Origin of the sequence: Chryseobacterium luquanense (genome assembly GCF_026460945.1) — a bacterium.
Lineage (GTDB): Bacteria > Bacteroidota > Bacteroidia > Flavobacteriales > Weeksellaceae > Chryseobacterium > Chryseobacterium luquanense.
This window is the reverse complement of record NZ_JAOVZV010000002.1, coordinates 80,193-101,633: the sequence shown is the minus strand read 5'-3', so window position 1 is coordinate 101,633 and position 21,441 is coordinate 80,193. Positions and strand designations below refer to the sequence as shown.

The following is a 21,441-nucleotide window of genomic DNA, read 5'->3' as shown; positions in this document are numbered from 1 at the left end:
ACATGAAAAAAAATATTTTAGTAACAGGAGCTGGAGCACTTTTAGGACAAGGAATATTAAGGCTTCTGCAGGTTTCTGATTTTGATAAAAAAATTTTCACTGCAGATCCTGACCCTCGTTCAACAGGACATTGGTTGGGTGATTTTGCGATCACAATTCCCAAGGTAAGCGACGCTAATTATATTGATGCAATAATTAAAATAATAGAAGATCATAAAATAGATGCAGTACTTGTAGGTACGGATGTAGAATTACCAATTCTCGCAAAATATAAAAAAGAATTTTTAGAGAATTACAACTGTAAAATAATTGTAAGTGATGAAGAGGTAATTAATATAGCGAATGATAAATTTCTTACTGCTGAGTTTTTGCAGAAGAATGAGTTCCCTTTTCCTCTGTCAGTAATGGCAAATGATAAGAATAAATTAGAAGGAATTGCAGAAAAATTAGGTTTCCCTTTATTTGCAAAACCATTTGATGGAGCTCGATCATTAGGAATAAAGAAAATAGAAAACCATGATGAGCTAATGGAGATTTACGATCCAAATTCAAACTTGGTTGTACAACAATTTTTACCTGAAAATGAAGGTGAGTTTACTTGTGGTTGTGTAGTTGTAGATGGTAAATGTGTTGCTATTGTAACTTTAAAAAGAGATTTGCGTGATGGAAATACTTACAGAGCATACAGAGATGATAAAACATCTGAGTATGATCAATTCATTATTCCGATAGCAGAGAAGCTCAATCCTGACGGTCCGGTTAATTTTCAATTCAGAATTTCTGATGGCAAACCTGTTATTTTCGAAATCAATGGGCGATTCAGTGGCACAACTCCGCTACGTCACTTCTTTGGGTTTAATGAGGTAGAAGCATTACTAAAATATTATCTTTTTAATGAAAAAATTCAGACACCAAAACTGAAAAATGGCGTAGTTTTAAGAGCCTGGTCAGATTTATTTATTAATGAACAAGAATTTATCCAGTTAAGCGAAAAGAATTATTTAGATCATCCTACAGCAGTTTTTCATAATTTCACCCTTTTAAACGATTAGTGATGAAGGTTTTAATATTTGGAGGTAATGGTTTTTTAGGTAATTCGCTTTGTGCATTATTAGAAAAAAAAGAGGTTGAATACTATACTGTTTCTCGTTCAGATCAAAGATCTAGTTACAATTTAGATATTAGTGATATCAATCAATTTGCGCAACTGCCACTTGATTTTTTCGATACAGTTATCAATTGTGCCACTATCTTACCGGGAGGAAATTTTCTGGATAACGAATACTTAGAAAAAATATATAAAACAAATATTTTAGGAACTCAGAATATTTGCAAATGGATCAATACACAGGATTCGATTAAGAAGATAATAAACTGTTCTACATTAGTGGTCGTCAATAAGCCATGGCCTGTAAATCTATCTGAGGAAAGTGCTACTTATCCATCAGGAAATCACGTTTTGTATTCTAGTTCAAAATTAACCCAAGAACTTTTGTTTAAAACTTTTGCAGATTCTAAAAATATCAGCTTGTCTCAGATCCGTTTTTCGGCTCTTTATGGAGAAACCATGAGTTGGAGTGGTGTCATTTGTAATCTTATTGATCAGGCAAGGAGAGATAAAAAAATCAGTTTAAAAAATGCATCCAAAGTAACTGCTGATTTTTTGCATGTTGATGATGCCTCTGCCATTATCTTTTCTTTGTTACATAGTAATTTGGAAGGAATTGTAAACGGTGCAGCAGGAACCGAAACTTCAATTTTAGACTTAGCCAATATTGTAAGAGATTGTCTTGACGAAAATATTGAAATAGAAAATCACGTAGATCCTGACTTTGAGGAAAATAGATCTCAAATTGATGTCAGCAAGCTTGAAAAGATTATTAGTACTAAAACTTTTATCGATCTGAAAAATGGTATAAAAAAAATAATTAATGTATGAGAATTCTTATTTTTGGTGATGTGCACGGAAATCTTATTTCGTTAGAAGAGCTTTTCAAAATCGAAAAAGATAATTACGACCAATTTGTGTGTCATGGTGATACCGTTAATTACGGACCATGGACGAATGAATGCTTAGAATTTTTATCTCAACAGCCGAATGGAACTTTTTTGAAAGGCAATCACGAAGAATACTTTCTTGAGAAATTCTATCCGGGTTCTAATGAAATTGCTAAATCTTTTTTCGAGTTTTGCTATCCTCAATTCGATGAAAAATATCTACCTCTTATTTCTAAATTTCAAGATAGATATTCCATTGGTGATTTTAAAGTAACACATTCTATTGAAGGTTTATATATTTTTAAGGACACAAATGTTGAAAAGTTAAATTTTGAAGATAATACAGTAGTTGGTCATTCTCACCAACAATTTCATAGGGTAATAAATGATAAAAATTTATATAATACAGGTAGTTTGGGACAAAATAGAGGGTTGCTGGACGTTGCTAACTATCTTGTGATAGATACCCGAACAAATACGGTAGAGTTGAAAGGATTTGTTTTTGATATCCAAAAAGTGATTTCAAAAATGGAAGATTTAGCCTATCCATCAATCTGTTTAAATTATTACAAATCTAAAAATACGCTTAATAAATAAAACGTATAGTTCAGTGTATGGCACGTGGACAGATACGAACTAAAATTTGTAAACGAATCTTATTGGAATGTTAGGTTTCTACGAAAAAAAATGCAGAATAATCTAAATATTTGTTATGTTCCAAGTCAACTTCATTGAATTCCTCTCCTCCCCGATATGATCAAGTACATTTTTCTTCGGTTGATTGTTTGACAAAGATCATAAAAGACATCGTGGGAGCTAGTCTGGATTTTTGCGAACTCATAATCAGCAATTTTTCATAAATGTTATTTCAAATGTAAATTACAACGAAGGAACACAGATATTCTTCTGTGTTTTCCTATTGCAATATAAATTGTTTGTAAATTTTTGGTTTTACCGTTGCAAATGTTTAAAATCTTTATATATTTTATAAAGTTAAATAAAGACACAATGACGACAAAACAAACCAACAGGCTGGAGATGGCCAAAACACTAAAAGAGCTTTTTTCAACAGAGCAGACCGCATTTTCACAGAATAATCCTCTTATCGCCAGAATTGCCGAACTGAATACTTGCATTGAAAGTATCGACAGCATGGCAGGAATTCAAACCATTGATACTACAGCAAATACCGCCATTAAGTCGAACGCCAAAACACTGATGATAAATCTTACCGTAGCGTATGCCAATACGGCAGCAGATTTTTTTGACGGGAAAAACAGTCCGCTGAGTAAACAGCTTACCAACAGTAAGTCTAAAATACAGCGACTGAGTGGAGTGGAAGCCAAGATCTATTGTGATAAGCTCTACAATATAGTGGCTGAAAATACGGTACAACTTGATCCAGACTATGTAACCGCAGCAGAGATGCAGGAATGGATGAACGCAATTACAAACTTTGATGCCAAAGCTTACGATGCAGGTTTAAGCATCGATACCGCTCAAAATGCAACGAAAGAATTAGACGAAGGTTTTAAGAAGCTGAGACAGTGCATTACAAAAATTGATAGGCTGATGAAAAAATATGATGTGCTGGAATCCTTCCTTCTACGGAAAATTTAAGATATCAAGAAAGATTTCAGATTTGGGTACTCGGCACGAAACACAGCTCCCTCCTGACTAGGTATAGATAGGTAATTATTTATTGCGAGTACATAGCACAAACCCCGGCTTAAACCGGGGTTTTTATTATTAAAAAGTAAGTAAAATACGGAATATTCAGGTTTTTTTGTATTAAATAGATCTGCGAGATGTTCAGATCACTTTGTGAGCATGACAGATGAAGTTTTGTGGCAACAAGATGATGTTGCGAGATCTAGAGATAAGCTTCTAAGCAAACCGGACGAATTTGTAAAGCAGAAAGAATGCTATGTGAGGTATGCAGATCAGTTTGCGTTTATGGTAATATAAGCTGTACATCTGAAAAAGTTTATTGTATGAAATCAAGATGGCCTTGCGAAAGGTACCGGAAATTTTGAAAAGATGAAATATCATCTTGCACTTCAATACGATGTATTTTCAAGACAGCAAGTGCGCTGCCTCTCGAAACGGATGATTAGAAACTCATTGTGAAGTAAAGGTGAGATATTTTTGAGCATATAATCAGAAAATATAACCTTTAGTCTTATGTCTTAATTGGTTTTGAATTAAAAATACAGCATGAAAATGCTTTCCCTACAAACTACTCATGGAATATTTCAATGAATTGAATGGATTCCAAAAATAAAATGTCCGTTATTTCTACAATTAAGGTTAAATTTGGGGTCAATAAAAATGGAACGTAATGCAAAATAAAATATGGCTTTCTTCACCACACATGGGAGGTAACGAACAAAAATATGTAAACGAAGCATTTGCTGAAAACTGGGTAGCTCCTTTAGGACCAAATGTAGATGGTTTTGAAAAAGACTTAGAAACATTTTTAAATGCAGATGTAAAAGTGGGAGCCCTTTCTTCGGGCACAGCGGCTTTGCATTTAGCTCTGATTCAATGTGCAGTAGTATATGGTGACGAAGTAATCTGTCAATCCATGACATTTTCTGCTTCAGCCAATCCAATCGCTTACTGTGGCGCAACTCCCATTTTCATAGACTCCGAAAAAGAAACCTGGAACATGTGTCCGGTTGCTTTGGAGGAAGCAATTCAGGATAGAATTTCAAACGGGAAAAAACCAAAAGCAATCATTGTCGTTCATTTATACGGAATGCCTGCAAAGATGGATGAAATTCTTAAAATTGCAGGTAAATACGAAATTCCTGTAATTGAAGATGCCGCCGAAGCTTTAGGTTCAACTTATAAAGGGAAAGCTTGTGGAACGTTCGGGCGTTTTGGTATTTTATCATTTAACGGAAATAAAATTATCACAACTTCAGGCGGTGGTGCTCTGGTTTGTCATAATCAGGAAGATAAAGATAAAGCCGTTTTTCTTTCGACTCAGGCAAGAGATAATGCGCCTCATTATCAGCATTCGCACATTGGTTACAATTACCGTATGAGTAATATTGTAGCTGGAATCGGGCGTGGACAAATGGAAGTTTTAAACGATAGAGTGGAAGCACGCAGAAAAATGCATGATTTCTACGTTGAACTTTTCAAAGATATTGATGGGGTGGAGGTGTTTTCAGAACCTACAGACGATTATTATTCAAATCACTGGTTATCGGCAATAGTAATTGATAAGAACATAACGGGTAAAAATCGCGAAGATTTAAGATTGGCTTTTTTAGAAGACAATATAGAATCCAGACCTTTGTGGAAGCCAATGCATTTACAGCCTGTATTTTCAGAAGCACCCTACTACGGAACAAATGTTGCTGAAAAATTATTTGATGACGGCTTGTGTTTACCTTCTGGATCTAATCTTTCGGACGACGACAGATTAAGAATTGAAAAAATAATTAAGGAATTTTTCATTAGTTAAAAAGAGGATCACCACTCTACAATTTATAGATCTACTTACGGTTCCATACTGCAATAACAAAAAAAATGACTCTCATGAGAGTCATTTTTTTGTTAGATTTAATAATTGTAAGACTATAATTATTTAAAATCTTTAAGAGAATTATACGGTTTAATAGCTTTCAGCTTCAAATATTTGTTATAAAAAATACCACTCCCTTCCCCCTGTTCAAAGATAGCATATAATACATCTAATGCATCGGGTTTTATTTTTTAATAATAGATAATACGCAAACATTAAATAATTGTCTTAAAATAGAAATACTCGTATATTTACAGGCTAATAAAAAGCTGATTGAATTGACAGGCATCATTTCAGCAGTTGATGATTTTTATAAATTGATGATTAAAATAGAGCATGAAGATATACAACGTAATCTTATCAGGAGGTGTAGGAAGCAGACTTTGGCCTCTTTCACGTAAGCAACATCCAAAACAGTTTCTGAAATTATTTTCCGGTAAAGCATTGTTTGAATTAACAGCAGAGCGTAATCAGAAAGTTGTTGATCAGATTATGGTGGTGGGAAATACAGATCATATTGAATGGAGCAAACAGCTTCTAAGTGATATTTCTCTTCCTAAAACTTTTATTACAGAAACTGCGGCTCGAAATACAGCTGCTGCAATAGCATTTGCTGCTTTGGCAGTAGATCCTGATGATATATTGATTATCACCCCTTCAGATCATTTAATTCAAAACCAGGATGCTTATGAAAAAGCGATAAAAGAGGCGGTGGAATTAGCAAAAAAAGATTTTCTTGTAACTTTCGGGGTTGTTCCTTCTAAACCGGAAACCGGATATGGCTATATTGAATATGAAGGTAAAGATGTACTTTCGTTCAGAGAAAAACCAAATACGGAAACAGCTCAGGAATTTTTAGAAAGAGGAACTTTCCTATGGAATTCTGGAATGTTCTGTTTTAAAGCAGGGGTACTTTTAGAGGAATTGAAAAATTATCAGTCTGAAGTATTCGATAAATGCAGTGAAGCTTGGCAAACATCAGAAAATCAATGTTTGAATATGGAGGCTTCACTTCAGATTCCTTCCATCAGTATTGATTATGCAGTGATGGAAAGATCAAAAAAAATTAAAGTCGTTCCGGCTCATTTCAGATGGAATGATTTGGGATCTTTCGAATCTTTATATGACTATTTACGTTCTACAGGTCATCCTGTTGATGAAAACGGCAATATGGTCATCGGAACGGAAATTTTCACAGCTTTTGTAGGGCTTAAAGATTCTATTTTGGTTCATACTCCTGATGCACTGTTGATTCTCCACAAAGAAAAATCGCAGGATGTAAAGAAAGTATATAATCAACTTGAAAAATATAAATCTACTTTAAGATAATTAAATCGATAAAAATGATTTCAAAAGAGTCAGTAATATATATAGCAGGTCACCGCGGTATGGTAGGTTCTGCAATTTGGAGACAGTTATCAGAAAAAGGATATACTAATTTGATTGGTTTAACCAGCAGTGAACTTGATCTAAAAGATCAAAAAGCGGTAGCTGAGTTTTTTGAAACCAAAAAACCGGATGTGGTGATTGATGCAGCAGCAAAAGTGGGAGGGATTTTAGCTAACAACTCTTATCCTTATCAATTTTTGATGGAAAATATGCAGATTCAGAATAATTTAATTGATGCTTCATTGAAAAATGATGTCGAAAAGTTTATTTTTCTGGGCTCATCTTGTATTTATCCTAAATTAGCGCCACAACCGTTAAAAGAAGAATACTTATTAACAGATTCTTTGGAACCGACTAACGAATGGTATGCTGTTGCCAAAATTACAGGGATTAAAACTTGTGAAGCAATCAGAAAACAGTTTGATAAAGATTATGTTTCTTTGATGCCTACAAATTTGTATGGTACACATGATAATTTTGATTTGAATACGTCTCATGTTTTGCCGGCAATGATTAGAAAATTCCATGAAGCAAAAGAAAATGATCATGCACCCGTAACACTATGGGGATCAGGAACTCCTATGAGAGAATTTCTATTTGTAGATGATATGGCTGCTTCTGTAATTTTTGCTTTAGAAAACAGGCTTCCTGAGCATTTATACAATGTAGGAACCGGAGTTGATTTAACGATCAGAGATTTAGCAGAATTAATTCAGAAAGTGACAGGACATACCGGAGAAATTCTTTGGGATGCAGAAAAACCGGATGGAACTCCAAGAAAACTGATGGATGTATCAAAAATGCATGAATTAGGCTGGAAACATAAGGTGGATCTTGAGGCAGGAATCACAAAAACATACCATTGGTTCTTAGAAAATCTAAATAATTTTAAAGAAGTTAAAATGTCATAGATGAATTTTTGATTCATCATTTTACATATTATAAAACGAATACATCACAAAGATGAAAACAGCATTAATAACAGGAGTTACCGGGCAGGACGGTTCATATTTAGCAGAGCTTTTATTAGAAAAAGGATATAATGTTCATGGCATTAAAAGAAGAGCATCTTCATTCAATACTCAGAGAATTGATCATTTATATCAGGATCAGCATGAGCAGAATGTACATTTTACATTGCATTATGGTGATTTAACAGACTCTATGAATATTATAAGAATTATTCAGGAAGTTCAACCGGATGAGATTTATAATTTGGGAGCAATGTCTCACGTAAAAGTATCATTTGATTCTCCAGAGTATGTTGCTAATGTTGACGGAATCGGAACTTTAAGAATTCTTGAAGCGGTTCGTATTCTTGGTTTAGAAAAGAAAACTAGAATTTACCAGGCTTCCACCTCAGAATTATATGGTGGTTTGCCTGAAAATAAAAATGCAGCAGGTTTTTATGATGAAAACTCTCCATTTTATCCTCGTTCACCTTATGGTGCTGCAAAAATTTATGGTTTTTGGATAACTAAAAACTATCGTGAAGCTTACGGAATGTTTGCCTGTAACGGTATTTTATTTAATCATGAATCTCCGAGAAGGGGAGAAACTTTTGTTACCCGTAAAATTACAATGGCTACTGCAGCCATTGCAAAGGGAAAACAGGAATGTTTGTATTTAGGAAATCTAAATGCTCTTCGTGACTGGGGACATGCTAAAGATTATGTTGAAGCCATGTGGAGAATTTTGCAGCAGGATAAACCTGAAGATTTTGTAATTGCAACAGGAGTTACGACTTCGGTAAGAGATTTTGTACGTATGGCATTTAATGAAATTGGGGTAGAACTATCTTTTGAAGGCGAAAATGAATCTGAAGTAGCGAAAGTTGCAGCATGTAATAATCCTTTATATCAATTGGAAATAGGCAAAAAGGTTGTTTCTGTAGACCCGGAATATTATAGACCTACAGAAGTAGATCTTTTGATTGGTGATCCTACGAAATCTAAAACCCAATTAGGGTGGGAACCGAAATATGATCTTCAGGCTTTGGTCAAAGAGATGGTGGAAGGTGATTTGAAGTTAGAATAAAATATTATTAAAGTTTTTTGCTTTACTTAGAACACAGAGCAATAAAATAATTTTGTTTTAATTAAATTTAATATACATTACAACAGTTTGCTTTTCAAAAAGTAAGCTGTTTTTTATTTTTAATATTACCTTTTAAATAGTTTCCTTAAATGGAGAGTCCACATCTTTCCTTATCTTTACAGACCAATTTTGTGGAAGTGAAAAAATATCCTTGGTGGAAAGCAATGATGGATTATGGAATAGGTTTCTTGGCAACCGTCATTTTACTCCCTGTTTTTTTTATTCTTTTTTTTATCGCGTCTTTTGATACGGGGTTTCCCGGTATTTTCCAACAGGAAAGAATCGGCAGATTTGGGAAAGTTTTTGTAATCTATAAATTTAGAACTTATCATTCCATCACTCATACAAAATCTGAGGTAGGAAAATGGATGAGAAAAACGAAACTGGATGAATTACCACAGTTATTTAATATTCTTAAAGGTGACATGTCTTTAGTGGGACCTCGACCGGATATTTCGGGATATTATGATGCATTAAAAGGAAATGACAGAGTAATTCTTGGCTTGAAACCGGGATTAACGAGTGAAGCAGGAATTAAATACAGAAATGAAGAAGAAATATTAAACCAACAAGAAAATCCCTTACAATATAATGATGAAGTTCTTTTTCCCGAGAAAATAAAAATGAACTTAGATTATTACAATCACCTTTCATTTAAAAATGATTTAAAAATATTACTTAAAACTTTTTCTGTTTTGAGATAATGATATTGAAATATAATTATGAAGTACACAATCAAAATCTTTTCAAAAATAGTGTTTATTCTCCTGTCCTTACATTTTTTGAAGATTAACGCACAAAAAGTTGAATTGAAAGTTAATACCCTGTTTTTACCTTTAGCGATGATTAATTTAGCTGTAGAAAAACCTTTGAATAAAAAGTTTTCTATTCAGGCGGAAGGTTTTATTTCTCCATGGAAATCAATACATGGGAAAAATTTGCAGTTTTATATGGGAACTTTAGAAGGCCGATACTATTTTGATGAGGTAATGAAGAAATGGTACGTCGGTGCATACGGATCAATCACGGCTTTTAATATTCAGAAATGGAATTACCTGAGTGCATCTCCGGTTTATGATTCTAATGGTAATCCTGAAGTTTTGCCGGATGGAAGTGTCAGAATAACAGAACGGTATCAAAAAGGTCTCGCCTTAATTTTTGGAGTAAGCGGTGGCTATCATTTTGTAATAAACGAAAAACTAGGACTAGATATTTATGCAGGAATTGGAGCAACTCAATCTATTTATAAAGGATATCTGAAAGATAACAATGAACGTTACGATGGCGCAAATGACTGGAATAAAAGCGGGGAAATTATTCCTACAAGAGGCGGGGTGATGCTGACGTATAAATTTCAGTAAAATATTATCTTTACATGTTTTCTTATATTATATATTTTTTGTAGTATTATAAAATTGTTTGTAAATTTTTTAAATGATAACAATTAAAGGTCTTAAGATAACTGAAAAATAGTAATAAAGTCTATTATAATGAAATATCAATGCCTTCAATTTATAAAATATAGATATATTTGCAGCGTTTAAAATAGAATAATTAAAAATAAATCTTAATTCTCAATATAATCCAACAGAATGGATAACAAAAACAACAAAGAAATTAATATTAAAGAGCTTATTAGCCCATATGTGAAAAATTGGAAATATTTCGTAGGAATGGTTTTTCTGATGGGAGTATTGGCAATTTTTTATCTTAAATCTAAAGTTCCTATTTATAAAGCTCAAACTTCTGTTTTCATTAAAGATGCTAAAAAAATGTCTGCAGCTGGTGATATGAGTATGTTACAAGGTTTAGGAGGTCTTACAGGAATGGGGACAAATAGTATTGAAAATGAAGTTGGTGTTTTTGAGTCTAAAACTATTATAGAAGATGCTTTAAAAGAACATAATTTTCAAATATCTTTATATTCGAAGCAAGCTCTTAATGATGTTGAGCTTTATGGGATTACAAGTCCGTATATTTTTAATGTAATTCAGGAAAAGAAAGATGAGGAACTTCCCAAAAAGCCTATTTACATCAAAACAAATGGTAGTCAAATAACTTTATCTTCAAAAGAATGGAAAAAAGATATCGTTACAACTTTTAATAAAACCATTAGTTTACCCTATGCAATCATAATGATTAGCAAAAATCCTTCTTTTAAGGCACCTAAGAAAGTAGAGATGTCTGACCTTTATTTCTATTACAGTGATTTTGAAAATACGGTTGATAACTTTCAGGAAAGTCTTGCAGTTGATTTGTTAGATAAAGACGGAACAATTATTACTCTTTCTGCCGATTTTGAAAATAAAAATAAAGCAAAAGATTTCCTAAATGCTATTGTAAGACAGTATAATATCTATTCTATTAACGATAAAAATATAGAATCTAAAAGAACAAAAGATTTTATAGATAGGAGAATAACGATCATTTCAAAAGAGTTAGGAGATGTAGAAACTCAGAAAGAGGGATTTAAATCTAATAATAATATTGTAGATCTTCCGTCTGAAGCAAGAATTAATCTTCAGATGAAAGAGCAAAGTAAAGCAAGTGTACTAGAGATTGGAACTCAGGTGGAGCTTAACAGAATTCTTCAAAATACTCTTAATAAAAAAGGAACAGGAGATGTTTTACCTCTTAATATTGGTTTAGGCAATGAAGCTGCTGTGAAATCTATTCAGGAATATAATACAATGGTATTACAGAGAAACAAATATTTAGTAGAAGCTACTCCAGATAATCCTTTAGTAAAGGATATTAACAGACAAATAGAAGAAATGAAGTCTTCTTTATCTGAAACATTACAGAAGAATATAATTACTTTAGAATTAGCAAGAAGAAAAGTGGAAACCCAATTGGGAGGTTCGGAAGGTAGTATAAGTAAGATACCAACTCAGGAAAAACTTTTTAGAAGCATTGAAAGACAGCAGCAAATTAAAGAGAGTCTTTACTTGTTACTTTTGCAAAAAAGAGAAGAAGCAGCAATAAGTATGGAGATTACTGCAGAAAAAGCGAGAGTAATTGATAAAGCTTTTGTATTCAGAAAGCCGGTTGCTCCAAAGAAGATGTTTATTTTAGGAGTATTTATTTTGGCGGGTTTACTAATTCCATTTGCAATTATTTATTTAAGACAGCTTCTCCAAAGCACAATTATAACAAGATCTGATCTTGTAAAGCTTACAAATTTGCCTGTTATTGCTGAAATTCCAAAACTTAAAAATAAAGAGAATCCTTTGGTTTCATTTAACGATGTGTCATCTATGGCAGAAGGATTTAGAATATTTGTAACTAACTTAAAATTCTTGTTACCTGCAAAAGATGATCCGCATATTATCTTAGTTACATCATCTGTAAAAGGAGAAGGGAAAACTTTTGTATCTACAAATTTGTCTATAATATTGGCTTCACCACGAAGTAAAGTTTTGGTAATAGGTGCGGATGTAAGAAATCCTCAATTACAGCGCTATAATCCATCTATGAAGTCAGCTAAAGGTTTATCTGAATTTTTGGGAGGCGATGAATTACCACTTAATGAGATAATTCATCCAAGTGGCTATAATGAAAACTGTGATTTTATCTATTCAGGCTCAATACCACCAAATCCCACAGATTTATTGCAGAATGGTAAACTAGATGATCTTTTAAAGATGGTGAAGAATTTAAATAAGTATAAATATATTGTTTTAGATACAGCACCTTTATTGCTTGTAACAGATTCTTTCCTTATAGCAGATAAAAGTGATGCCATTGTTTATGTAACAAGATCTGAAGTTACAGAAAAGAGCTATATAGATTTCTTAAATAGTTCTGTTGATGACAATAAACTGAAAAATGTAGGAATTGTTTTAAATAGTATAAAAGATTCAAATTTTGGATATGGTAATAAGTATGGATATGGTTATAATGCAGAAGAAAAAAAATGGTGGCAAAAATATTTTAACTAATATAAATTTCATTCTATTTAATTAACCCAAAATTTACAAATCTTTAACAAATGATGTCATGAATTTTTCATCGAAAAAACTTACAATTAATGCAGTTTCGGCAGTCGTTCAGGTTGTCTTTACTGCTTTACTGTATTTTTTTCTGTATAAATATTTATTAAAATCAGTTGGTGTAGAACAATTAGGTGTTTGGTCGCTAATATTATCATTTTCTTCGATTGCTAACTTGGCTAATATGGGGCTAACTTCAGGATTAGTAAAATTTGTTGCGGAATATATACTAGAAGATGATAAAAGTAAACTAGGCAAACTCATTTTCACTTCTATTTTATCGATGTCCATTTTATTTATATTTCTTAGTTTAGTTATCCTTTCCGGAGCACAATTTTTCTTAGGATATGTAATTGATAAAAAATTTTTGGATATTGCACTAGTAATACTCCCATATTCATTAGGCTCTTTGTGTATTAATGCAATAGGAGGCGTGTTTACGTCTGTATTAGAAGGCCATCAGAAAAATTACATCAGAAACTTTATATATATTATTTCTGGTATTGTAATGTATGTAGGGTCTATTTTATTAACGCCGTTATACCAGCTAAAAGGTGTTGCTATTGCACAACTTTTACAATCGGGTTTTATTTTTTTAGCAGCCATGATCTTTACTATAAAAATTAATCCAAATAATAAAATCCGTCATTGGAAATGGAGTACACAATCTTTCAAAGAACTATTCAATTATGGCTATAAATTCCAATTGGTTTCCGTATGCCAAATGCTCTATGAACCTGCAACAAAGTTGCTACTAGGTAAATATGGAGGGCTCGCATTTCTTGGACATTATGAGATGGCAAACAAAGTCGTGAGCCAGTTCAGAGCTTTGTTAACAAATGCAAATCAGGTTGTAGTTCCTGTTGTTGCAGAAAAAGCAAAATTAGAAGAAGCTTCTTTCATGCAAGCTTTTTATATAAAAATGAATCGTGTTTTGCTTTTATTTAATTTACCATTATCAACATCATTAATTATAGCCGCACCTTTAATTTCTTTATTATGGCTTGGTAATTTTAATTTTGATTTTATTTTTTCTGTATTAATTCTCTCCGTAGCAACTTTTTTTAATGTGATGTGTGGTCCGGCTTATTTCAGTTCGATGGGGCAAGGTAGATTAAATATATTAGTATTAGTACATATAGGAATGGCGTTTGCAAATATTGTCATTGGGATAATTTTAGGACCTTATGCAGGTGGATATGGAATTATTATTGCATGGGCTATTGCTCTTGCAGGCGGTTCTTTGGTTCTGATTTTCAATTATAATAAAACACTGAAAATTAGTATACTCGACGTGTTTCAAAAAGAAGACTTTAAGTTAATATTAGTTGGTTTGGGAATTATTATTTTTAATATTTTATTTTATCAATTCGTACCTATTGACAATAAAATTATTAAAATAGCCATTAGCTTATCTACACTTTTTCTATATTTACCTTTCATTTTAAAGAATGAAAACGTTAAAGAAACAATTTCATCCGTAAAAAGTAAAAAATATGTTTGATAGATCATATTTACAAAGTCCATTGCGAGAATATCTTAATTGGATAGTGACTAAAATAAAATACCAGTCTAAGTATAAATATCTTCGGGTTGGGTATATGACAAAATTATTCAATACTACTTTCGGGAAATATAATTGGACTGGGAGTAATGTACTAATGATAAATTCTTCTATAGGCGATTTTTCATATATATCTGATGGTTCAGTTATTAATGAAACAATTATGGGCAAGTTTTGTTCAATAGGTCCCAATGTCAGAACAGCACCAGGAAAACATCCAACACATACTTTTGTTAGTACTCATCCTGCAATATTTTCTAATCCAGACTGTTGTCTCAAAAACTTTCAAACCAAAGATCAGCATAATCCAACAAGAAATGTTGTGATAGGTAACGATGTTTGGCTTTGTGCCAATGTAGTGATTGCGGATGGAGTGAAAATTGGAGATGGAGCTATTATAGCTGCAAATGCAGTTGTAACAACAGATGTTGAGCCTTATTCGATAATGGGTGGTATTCCTGCAAAATTCATCAGAAAAAGATTTAAAGACGAACAGATAGATGTCTTGAATGAATCCAAATGGTGGGATAAAAATATTGATTGGATTGATGAAAATGCTCAATTATTTTTGAATATAGAAGATTATTGTCATTTTCATAAAAAGTAAAAATATGACATTAATATATAATTTGATGTTGATTTTTAACCGTAAGTGGCATAGACTTAAGGCTGTTTTTTGGTATCGGTTTTTATTTAAAAAAATTGGAAAATATTGTGTTATAATAAACCCGTTAAAGATTACTCCAGAATCAATTATTTTGGGTGACAGAGTTTCTATAGGAAATAATGCAAGAATAGAAGGCATACAAAACTATGAAGCTGAAAAATTTGATCCGAAAATTATTATTAATGATGGTGTAACTATTCAACAAAATATACATTTGACTTGTGCAGAATCTATAGAAATTGGTAAAAATACTGCAATTGCAGCCAATGTAACCATAACTGATATTCATCATCCTTATGATGATATTCATTTGCCAATAGAACAACAAAACATAACAACAAAACCTGTATATATAGGAGAAGGGTGTAAAATTTATAATAATGTTGTTATTATGCAAGGAACAAAAATAGGAAAACATTGTACAATAGGGGCTAATAGTATAGTTTCTGGATATTTTGACGATTATTGTGTCATCGTTGGTGCGCCAGCGAAAATTGTTAAAAAGTACAATTCAGACACTGAAATTTGGGAGAAAATATAAATAATGAATTTGTTTAAAGTAAATTTATAAGCACAAAAGCCATAAAAGATTTAAGAAAATAAATGATATTTTAAAGTTTAAAAAAGGCAATTTCTTTTTAAACTTTAAAGAGAAATCTATAAAAACTCAAATAACTTTTGTGCCTTTTGTGGTTAAAAAAATGAATTGTATTTTACCATAAACAAGTTCTATAAAGAATTAACTAACATGAAAGAAATCAGAAAAAACTGCCCTGTATGCGGCGACAATAATATTGCTTTTTACACAAATACATATGATAAACATTATGGGCACACAGAAAAAAATTATGATGTTTATTCTTGCACAAAATGTAAATTGCTTTTTCTGAATCCGATGATTGAAGACAGCGAATTATTTGCGCTATATCCAGAAGATTATTATGATACCAGTATGCAAACAGCTAATGATATTATAAAAAAAAGTCAACCAAATTTTATCAAGGATTTTTTAATAGGAGCAAAAGCAAAAGATTTGAAATTATCTTTTGCTGGGAAGAAAGTGCTTGATTTGGGTGTGGGAGATTGTGAACAACTTTATGTCCTACACAAGCAAGGTGCCGAAGCGTATGGAACGGAAATTCGAGAATCAGCCTGTCTAATCGGTGAAAAGCTGGGTCTAAATGTGTCGAAAGGCACCTTGTTTGAGGCAAATTACCAATCGGATTTTTTTGATTATATAAGAAGTAATCATTCTTTTGAACACATTACCGAACCTCGTGAACTGTTAGAAGAAATCAATAGAATTTTAAAAGAAAAAGGGAGGCTTTTTATTGGCGTACCAAACACAAAAAGTTGGACATTTCGTTTGTTTGGGAAAAATTGGTATTACTTGGGTGTTCCTTTCCATCCATTTTCATATAATCCTGACAATCTTATCCAATTATGCGAACAATATGGATTCAAAATGGAAAAAATCAACTACAATGCTAATTATTCCAGTTTTGTTAGCGGTATTCAGATTTTGCTTAATTTAAAAAACAAGAAAAAAAGCGATGATGGATGGTTTCATAGCAAATATAATAGAATCATCTTCCATCAATTAGCTCGGTTAAGCAATTTATTCAAACGAGGTGACTGTATGGAAATTACTTTTGTCAAAACAAAGGCAGTGTCTAGATGAAAAATGTATTAATTACGGGAGGAGCCGGTTTTATAGGTTCTAATATAACCCTTAAACTTATAGATAAAGGATACAAGGTAACAGTTTTAGATAATTTATCACCACAGATTCATGGAGACAATCCAGAAATCACTTCACCACTTTATAGAAGTATCATCAATAAAGTTAATTTTATTAGTGGCTCTGTAACATCCAAAGAAAAATGGGCTGAAGCTATAGATGAACAAGACGCAATTATACATCTAGCCGCTGAAACAGGAACCGGTCAGTCAATGTATGAAATCCAAAAATATATTGATGTAAATATTGGAGGAACGGCAATAATGCTGGATTTTTTAACAAATAATACCCATCAGATAAAAAAAGTCATTATTGCATCATCCAGAGCTATTTACGGTGAAGGAAAGTATAAATGTGAGGAACATGGCATTGTTTATCCTACAGAAAGGGAAGATAAAGATATGAAAATTGGAGATTTTTCGTGCAAATGTCCTTTCTGCAAAAATAATGTAAAATTGCTTCCTACATCAGAAGACAGTAAAATTCATCCAACTTCAGTGTATGGTATTACCAAGCAAAATCAAGAACAGTTAATTTTAACAGTTTGTAAATCTTTAAATATTGCTGCTGTAAGTTACAGATATCAAAATGTTTATGGTCCTGGACAATCTTTGTCCAACCCTTACACGGGAATTCTATCCATTTTTTCTACCAGAATCAAAAACGGAAATTCTATTAATATCTTTGAAGATGGGAAAGAAACAAGAGATTTTGTTTACATAGAAGATGTCGCAGATGCTACAATTTTAGGATTGGAAAAAGAGAAAGCAAATGGTCAGGTATATAATGTGGGAACGGGCGTTGCAACAGACGTAATCACAGTTGCCAATACTTTGTCAAAATTCTATAAAAGAGAAACACCAATCCAAATCTCGGGAAATTACAGGCTTGGAGATATCAGACATAACTTTGCAGATATTTCTAAAATAAAATCAGAGTTAGGTTTCAAGCCGAAATGGAGTTTCGAACAAGGAATTGAAACTTTTACAAACTGGGTCAATGAGCAAGAGATTCCTGAGGATAAGTATGAAGCATCTATCCAGGAAATGAAAAATAAAGGACTGTACAAATGAGTAGAAAAATTGGTATAGTCACCGTTTTATACAATAGTGAAACTGTTCTCGAAGAATTTTTCAGAACTTTGAATAATCAGACATACAAGAACTTTACATTGTATGTCGTGGATAATTTGTCGCCTGATAATTCTTTGGAATTAAGCCAAAAATTAGCTTCGGAATATCAGTTTGAAACCGTAATTATTGCAAATGATGCCAATTATGGTGTTGCAAAAGGTAATAATATTGGGATTAGAAAAGCAATAATGGATCAATGTGATTTGGTTTTGTTGTCCAATAATGATATCGCTTTGGAAGATGACTCTATCGAAAAGCTTTTGATAGGTTTGGATCAACATAACGCAGATATGGTGGTTCCCAAAATCTATTTTTATGGGACCAACAAAATATGGTGTGCAGGTGGCGGTTATAAAAAACGCAACGGTCTCACGATACATTATGGACAGGAAGAAGAGGACAAAGGGCAGTATGATAAAGACCAGAATGTGACCTATTCTCCCACTTGTTTTATGCTGATCAAAAAAGAAATTTTTGACAGTGTAGGATTGATGGATGAGAACTATTTTGTCTATTATGATGACACAGACTTTGTTCACAGAGCTATCCAAAAAAATAAAAAACTCTGGTATATTTATGAGTCGCTCATCCATCATAACGAATCTAATTCTACTGAGAAAATGAGTGATTTTTATGTTAAATTTTTGTGGCGGAATTTGGTCTATTTTTCATTGAAGAATTATAGCTTTTTCTACGCACGATATGTTGTGTTGTATAATTTTTTGTATATTTTAATCATATTATATTTTAAATATCCAAGTAATCAGTGGCGCCTTGCTTTGAAATCTTATAAAGAGGGATTGGATTTGTATATGAACAGTAAGCCCGCGTACGGATAATTTATAAACGAATCTATTGGATACTCAAAATCAATTTGAAAGAAAGATTTTTTAGTTGATTTTATTAAAAAAATAAATCAATAATATACAATATTTATGCAGCCTACTTTTAGTACAACGTATTCTTATCCATATATTATCCTTTTCTTGATATTTTTTGTTCTTTTTCTTTGGGAAAATAAAATAAGAAAGAAAGAAGGGGATATCAAGACGGTTAGATACTTATGTATGTTAGTCTTTTTTGTTTTCTTTGGGTTTAGAGGCTATTTGGATACAGATTTTACAGTATATTATCCACTTTATGAAATGGCTCCAACCATCGATGATACCAAAGGAATTGCAAAATTTTTCTCTGGCATCCATGAAGATGTTTTATTGAAAATTGAACCAGGTTTCAAAGTCATTTTAATTTTGTTAAAAAGTATCAATGAGGATTATTTAACACTCCAGATTTTCTCTTCTTTTATAGATATTCTTTTTCTGAATTATTTTTTCAAGAAATATTCTCCTCAGTATGTTTTAGGTTTTATTATGTACTTAATTTTTTCTGGATTAATTATAGAAATCAATTTATTACGAAACTCCAAATCCATATTTCTTTTTATCTATTCTCTTCAATTTATAAAAGAAAGAAATGCTGCAAAATTTTTTATATGTAATGGAATTGGGATTTTATTTCATTCATCAGCAATTTTCTTTTTTCCAGTGTATTTCTTTTTGCATAAAAAAATTCCAATGCCTTTTGTTTGGGGCACATTTGTATTAGGGAATATTCTTTTTTTGGGACAGATCAAATACATAACCCCCGTTGTAATCGCTGTAGGAGATTTTTTTGGTGGGGCATACTCTTTATTGGCAGAAGGCTATTCTAACAATAAGTTATACAACAGTAGTTATAGTATTTCTGTTGGTTATCTAGAAAAGGTATTCACTTTTATCATTTTATATCAATTCTATAAAAAAATTGGTGAAAAGATAAAGGACGAAAATACACTTAATATCTTTTATAATTCATTTTTTCTTTATGCCGTCAGTTATTTCTTTTTGTCAGAATATTCTGTTTTTATAGACAGGATTACAACCTTGTTTGTTTTCTCCTATTGGATATTATATCCTTATCTATATGAAACGCTAAAACAGGAGCTAAAGGTTGTTTTTACGGTAGTGTTATTGCTTTTTGGGATTTACAAAATGGTTTATTCTAACAATAATATACTAAGGAATTATGAAAATATCTTATGGGATAAACCAACCATTACTAAAGCGTATTTCATTTTTAATAAGCATTTAGACAAAGTACTTGACCCTAAAAAGAAATAATAAACATGAAAATTGCCTTCCTATCTACATTTGCTTTGGATGCGAATGTGTCTCTTGTAAATGCACTGAAACAAAGTAATGATGTTTATTTTTTTACGGAAGCACTATACGAAGTGTTTAATTTTCTTGATAAAAAAAAATTGACGAAGACCATCTCAAAAGGAACAGAAGTGGATCAGCTAGAACGTTTTCGTGATTTGATTGATCTTGACAAAACTTTTGTGATCAGAGGAACTCGTAACTCCAATGTTATCAAAAAACTCTTTATATCTTATCAAATTCATCAGTATCTAAAAGAAATAAATCCTGATGTTATCATCATCGATAACAATATGCTCACTTATTTTGTTTCCACATTAGCTTTCAGAAAAAAAATGCTTTTGGTAGTACATGATCCTTTTTTGCATTCTGGAGAAAATTTGATAATAGACAGACTTTTGAGAAAAATACATTTTAGCTTGATTAAACAAAAAATGCTTTTAAATGAAAATCAAAAAAATGAATTTATAGCGCATTATAATTATAATCCAAAAGACATCCATACGTCTTTTCTGAGTGTGTACGATTTTCTGAATTATTTCAAAACGAAAGAATTTGTTGTTTCTGATAATTTTAGCATCTTGTTTTTTGGTCGTATATCCCCTTATAAAGGAATCAAATTTCTGCTAGAAGCCTTTGTAGATATTCTGTCAACCAAAAAATATACTGATATTACTCTGACAATCGCAGGTAGTGGTGATTTTGATTTTGATATAGAACAGTATAAAAAGTATCCTGAAATTAAAATTATTAATGAATTTATAATTCCGGAAAATCTCGCCAATCTTATTTTCAATTCTTCTGTAGTTGTTTGCCCGTATATCGATGCGACACAAAGTGGGGTGGTGATGTCTGCATATGCTTTCAAAAAACCCGTCATTGCAACCAATGTCGGTGGTTTGCCAGAAATGGTTAAAGATAAATTGACTGGGATTATCATTGATCCCAAAAACCCAGAAGCAATCAAAAATGCCATACTGGAACTGTATAACAACAGTGATTTATTAGAAAAAATGTCTCAGAATATTGAAAAATTGTATTTTTCAGGAGAGAAAAGTTGGGCAAGCTCTGCTGATCGATTTGTAGAAGCACTTGAAAACATAAAATAATTTCCTAAAAGCATT

20 protein-coding genes are annotated in these 21,441 nt (G+C 32.0%); all 20 read left to right on the top strand.

Going from position 1 to position 21,441, the window contains the following annotated elements; translation table 11 throughout:
* Positions 1 to 2: 2 nt before the first annotated feature.
* Entirely contained in the window at positions 3 to 1,052 is a 1,050-nt protein-coding gene (locus tag OEA66_RS03950; protein WP_267280158.1) for an ATP-grasp domain-containing protein, read from the top strand.
* Between the two features lie 2 nt (positions 1,053 to 1,054).
* Positions 1,055 to 1,939, top strand: coding sequence for an NAD-dependent epimerase/dehydratase family protein (locus OEA66_RS03945; protein ID WP_267280157.1), 885 nt, complete (start codon positions 1,055 to 1,057; stop codon positions 1,937 to 1,939).
* Complete coding sequence (locus OEA66_RS03940; RefSeq protein WP_267280156.1) at positions 1,936 to 2,595, top strand: metallophosphoesterase family protein; 660 nt, start codon at positions 1,936 to 1,938, stop codon at positions 2,593 to 2,595. Before OEA66_RS03945 ends, OEA66_RS03940 begins: the two co-directional genes overlap by 4 nt.
* Positions 2,596 to 3,006: 411 nt before the next feature.
* A complete protein-coding gene (locus OEA66_RS03935; RefSeq protein ID WP_267280155.1) occupies positions 3,007 to 3,618 on the top strand; it encodes a hypothetical protein in 612 nt (203 codons plus the stop codon).
* 210 nt (positions 3,619 to 3,828) lie between these two features.
* Positions 3,829 to 3,966 (top strand): hypothetical protein, encoded by a 138-nt coding sequence (locus OEA66_RS03930; RefSeq protein WP_267280154.1) that lies wholly within the window; start codon positions 3,829 to 3,831, stop codon positions 3,964 to 3,966.
* Positions 3,967 to 4,339: 373 nt separating this feature from the next.
* Positions 4,340 to 5,476, top strand: a complete 1,137-nt coding sequence (locus tag OEA66_RS03925) for an aminotransferase class I/II-fold pyridoxal phosphate-dependent enzyme (RefSeq protein WP_267280153.1) — start codon at positions 4,340 to 4,342, stop codon at positions 5,474 to 5,476.
* A 396-nt stretch (positions 5,477 to 5,872) separates the two neighbouring features.
* On the top strand, positions 5,873 to 6,865 hold the full coding sequence (locus OEA66_RS03920) for a mannose-1-phosphate guanylyltransferase (protein ID WP_267280152.1): 993 nt from the start codon (positions 5,873 to 5,875) through the stop codon (positions 6,863 to 6,865).
* Between the two features lie 14 nt (positions 6,866 to 6,879).
* The gene (locus OEA66_RS03915) at positions 6,880 to 7,836 is read left to right on the top strand and encodes a GDP-L-fucose synthase family protein (protein ID WP_375379291.1); all 957 of its coding nucleotides are present in this window, start codon (positions 6,880 to 6,882) and stop codon (positions 7,834 to 7,836) included.
* A gap of 52 nt (positions 7,837 to 7,888) precedes the next feature.
* A complete protein-coding gene (gmd, locus tag OEA66_RS03910) occupies positions 7,889 to 8,962 on the top strand; it encodes a GDP-mannose 4,6-dehydratase (protein ID WP_267280151.1) in 1,074 nt (357 codons plus the stop codon).
* Between the two features lie 149 nt (positions 8,963 to 9,111).
* Complete coding sequence (locus tag OEA66_RS03905; RefSeq protein WP_267280150.1) at positions 9,112 to 9,726, top strand: sugar transferase; 615 nt, start codon at positions 9,112 to 9,114, stop codon at positions 9,724 to 9,726.
* 18 nt (positions 9,727 to 9,744) lie between these two features.
* The gene (locus OEA66_RS03900) at positions 9,745 to 10,383 is read left to right on the top strand and encodes a DUF3575 domain-containing protein (RefSeq protein ID WP_267280149.1); all 639 of its coding nucleotides are present in this window, start codon (positions 9,745 to 9,747) and stop codon (positions 10,381 to 10,383) included.
* 231 nt (positions 10,384 to 10,614) lie between these two features.
* Positions 10,615 to 12,963 (top strand): GumC family protein, encoded by a 2,349-nt coding sequence (locus tag OEA66_RS03895; protein WP_267280148.1) that lies wholly within the window; start codon positions 10,615 to 10,617, stop codon positions 12,961 to 12,963.
* 58 nt (positions 12,964 to 13,021) lie between these two features.
* Positions 13,022 to 14,518 carry a lipopolysaccharide biosynthesis protein gene (locus OEA66_RS03890; RefSeq protein WP_267280147.1) on the top strand — a complete coding sequence of 499 codons (1,497 nt, stop codon included), beginning with the start codon at positions 13,022 to 13,024 and terminating at the stop codon, positions 14,516 to 14,518.
* A 223-nt stretch (positions 14,519 to 14,741) separates the two neighbouring features.
* Positions 14,742 to 15,185: a CatB-related O-acetyltransferase gene (locus OEA66_RS03885; protein WP_267280146.1), complete on the top strand. Its 444-nt coding sequence runs from the start codon at positions 14,742 to 14,744 to the stop codon at positions 15,183 to 15,185.
* 4 nt (positions 15,186 to 15,189) lie between these two features.
* Entirely contained in the window at positions 15,190 to 15,786 is a 597-nt protein-coding gene (locus OEA66_RS03880; protein WP_267280145.1) for an acyltransferase, read from the top strand.
* Positions 15,787 to 15,993: 207 nt separating this feature from the next.
* Positions 15,994 to 16,926 carry a methyltransferase domain-containing protein gene (locus OEA66_RS03875; RefSeq protein WP_267280144.1) on the top strand — a complete coding sequence of 311 codons (933 nt, stop codon included), beginning with the start codon at positions 15,994 to 15,996 and terminating at the stop codon, positions 16,924 to 16,926.
* A complete protein-coding gene (locus OEA66_RS03870; RefSeq protein WP_267280143.1) occupies positions 16,923 to 18,059 on the top strand; it encodes an NAD-dependent epimerase/dehydratase family protein in 1,137 nt (378 codons plus the stop codon). Before OEA66_RS03875 ends, OEA66_RS03870 begins: the two co-directional genes overlap by 4 nt.
* The gene (locus OEA66_RS03865; protein ID WP_267280142.1) at positions 18,056 to 18,958 is read left to right on the top strand and encodes a glycosyltransferase family 2 protein; all 903 of its coding nucleotides are present in this window, start codon (positions 18,056 to 18,058) and stop codon (positions 18,956 to 18,958) included. The genes OEA66_RS03870 and OEA66_RS03865 overlap by 4 nt, the downstream gene beginning before the upstream one ends.
* A 96-nt stretch (positions 18,959 to 19,054) precedes the next feature.
* On the top strand, positions 19,055 to 20,278 hold the full coding sequence (locus tag OEA66_RS03860) for an EpsG family protein (protein ID WP_267280141.1): 1,224 nt from the start codon (positions 19,055 to 19,057) through the stop codon (positions 20,276 to 20,278).
* Between the two features lie 5 nt (positions 20,279 to 20,283).
* Positions 20,284 to 21,426 (top strand): glycosyltransferase family 4 protein, encoded by a 1,143-nt coding sequence (locus OEA66_RS03855; RefSeq protein WP_267280140.1) that lies wholly within the window; start codon positions 20,284 to 20,286, stop codon positions 21,424 to 21,426.
* Positions 21,427 to 21,441: the final 15 nt, after the last annotated feature.

What these genes read in the sequence shown, in the direction of transcription:
- OEA66_RS03950 (WP_267280158.1), top strand. Translation starts at nt 3, where the DNA reads ATGAAAAAAAATATTTTAGTAACAGGAGCTGGAGCACTTTTAGGACAA.
- OEA66_RS03945 (WP_267280157.1), top strand. Translation starts at nt 1,055, where the DNA reads ATGAAGGTTTTAATATTTGGAGGTAATGGTTTTTTAGGTAATTCGCTT.
- OEA66_RS03940 (WP_267280156.1), top strand. Translation starts at nt 1,936, where the DNA reads ATGAGAATTCTTATTTTTGGTGATGTGCACGGAAATCTTATTTCGTTA.
- OEA66_RS03935 (WP_267280155.1), top strand. Translation starts at nt 3,007, where the DNA reads ATGACGACAAAACAAACCAACAGGCTGGAGATGGCCAAAACACTAAAA.
- OEA66_RS03930 (WP_267280154.1), top strand. Translation starts at nt 3,829, where the DNA reads ATGACAGATGAAGTTTTGTGGCAACAAGATGATGTTGCGAGATCTAGA.
- OEA66_RS03925 (WP_267280153.1), top strand. Translation starts at nt 4,340, where the DNA reads ATGCAAAATAAAATATGGCTTTCTTCACCACACATGGGAGGTAACGAA.
- OEA66_RS03920 (WP_267280152.1), top strand. Translation starts at nt 5,873, where the DNA reads ATGAAGATATACAACGTAATCTTATCAGGAGGTGTAGGAAGCAGACTT.
- OEA66_RS03915 (WP_375379291.1), top strand. Translation starts at nt 6,880, where the DNA reads ATGATTTCAAAAGAGTCAGTAATATATATAGCAGGTCACCGCGGTATG.
- gmd (WP_267280151.1), top strand. Translation starts at nt 7,889, where the DNA reads ATGAAAACAGCATTAATAACAGGAGTTACCGGGCAGGACGGTTCATAT.
- OEA66_RS03905 (WP_267280150.1), top strand. Translation starts at nt 9,112, where the DNA reads ATGGAGAGTCCACATCTTTCCTTATCTTTACAGACCAATTTTGTGGAA.
- OEA66_RS03900 (WP_267280149.1), top strand. Translation starts at nt 9,745, where the DNA reads ATGAAGTACACAATCAAAATCTTTTCAAAAATAGTGTTTATTCTCCTG.
- OEA66_RS03895 (WP_267280148.1), top strand. Translation starts at nt 10,615, where the DNA reads ATGGATAACAAAAACAACAAAGAAATTAATATTAAAGAGCTTATTAGC.
- OEA66_RS03890 (WP_267280147.1), top strand. Translation starts at nt 13,022, where the DNA reads ATGAATTTTTCATCGAAAAAACTTACAATTAATGCAGTTTCGGCAGTC.
- OEA66_RS03885 (WP_267280146.1), top strand. Translation starts at nt 14,742, where the DNA reads ATGGGCAAGTTTTGTTCAATAGGTCCCAATGTCAGAACAGCACCAGGA.
- OEA66_RS03880 (WP_267280145.1), top strand. Translation starts at nt 15,190, where the DNA reads ATGACATTAATATATAATTTGATGTTGATTTTTAACCGTAAGTGGCAT.
- OEA66_RS03875 (WP_267280144.1), top strand. Translation starts at nt 15,994, where the DNA reads ATGAAAGAAATCAGAAAAAACTGCCCTGTATGCGGCGACAATAATATT.
- OEA66_RS03870 (WP_267280143.1), top strand. Translation starts at nt 16,923, where the DNA reads ATGAAAAATGTATTAATTACGGGAGGAGCCGGTTTTATAGGTTCTAAT.
- OEA66_RS03865 (WP_267280142.1), top strand. Translation starts at nt 18,056, where the DNA reads ATGAGTAGAAAAATTGGTATAGTCACCGTTTTATACAATAGTGAAACT.
- OEA66_RS03860 (WP_267280141.1), top strand. Translation starts at nt 19,055, where the DNA reads ATGCAGCCTACTTTTAGTACAACGTATTCTTATCCATATATTATCCTT.
- OEA66_RS03855 (WP_267280140.1), top strand. Translation starts at nt 20,284, where the DNA reads ATGAAAATTGCCTTCCTATCTACATTTGCTTTGGATGCGAATGTGTCT.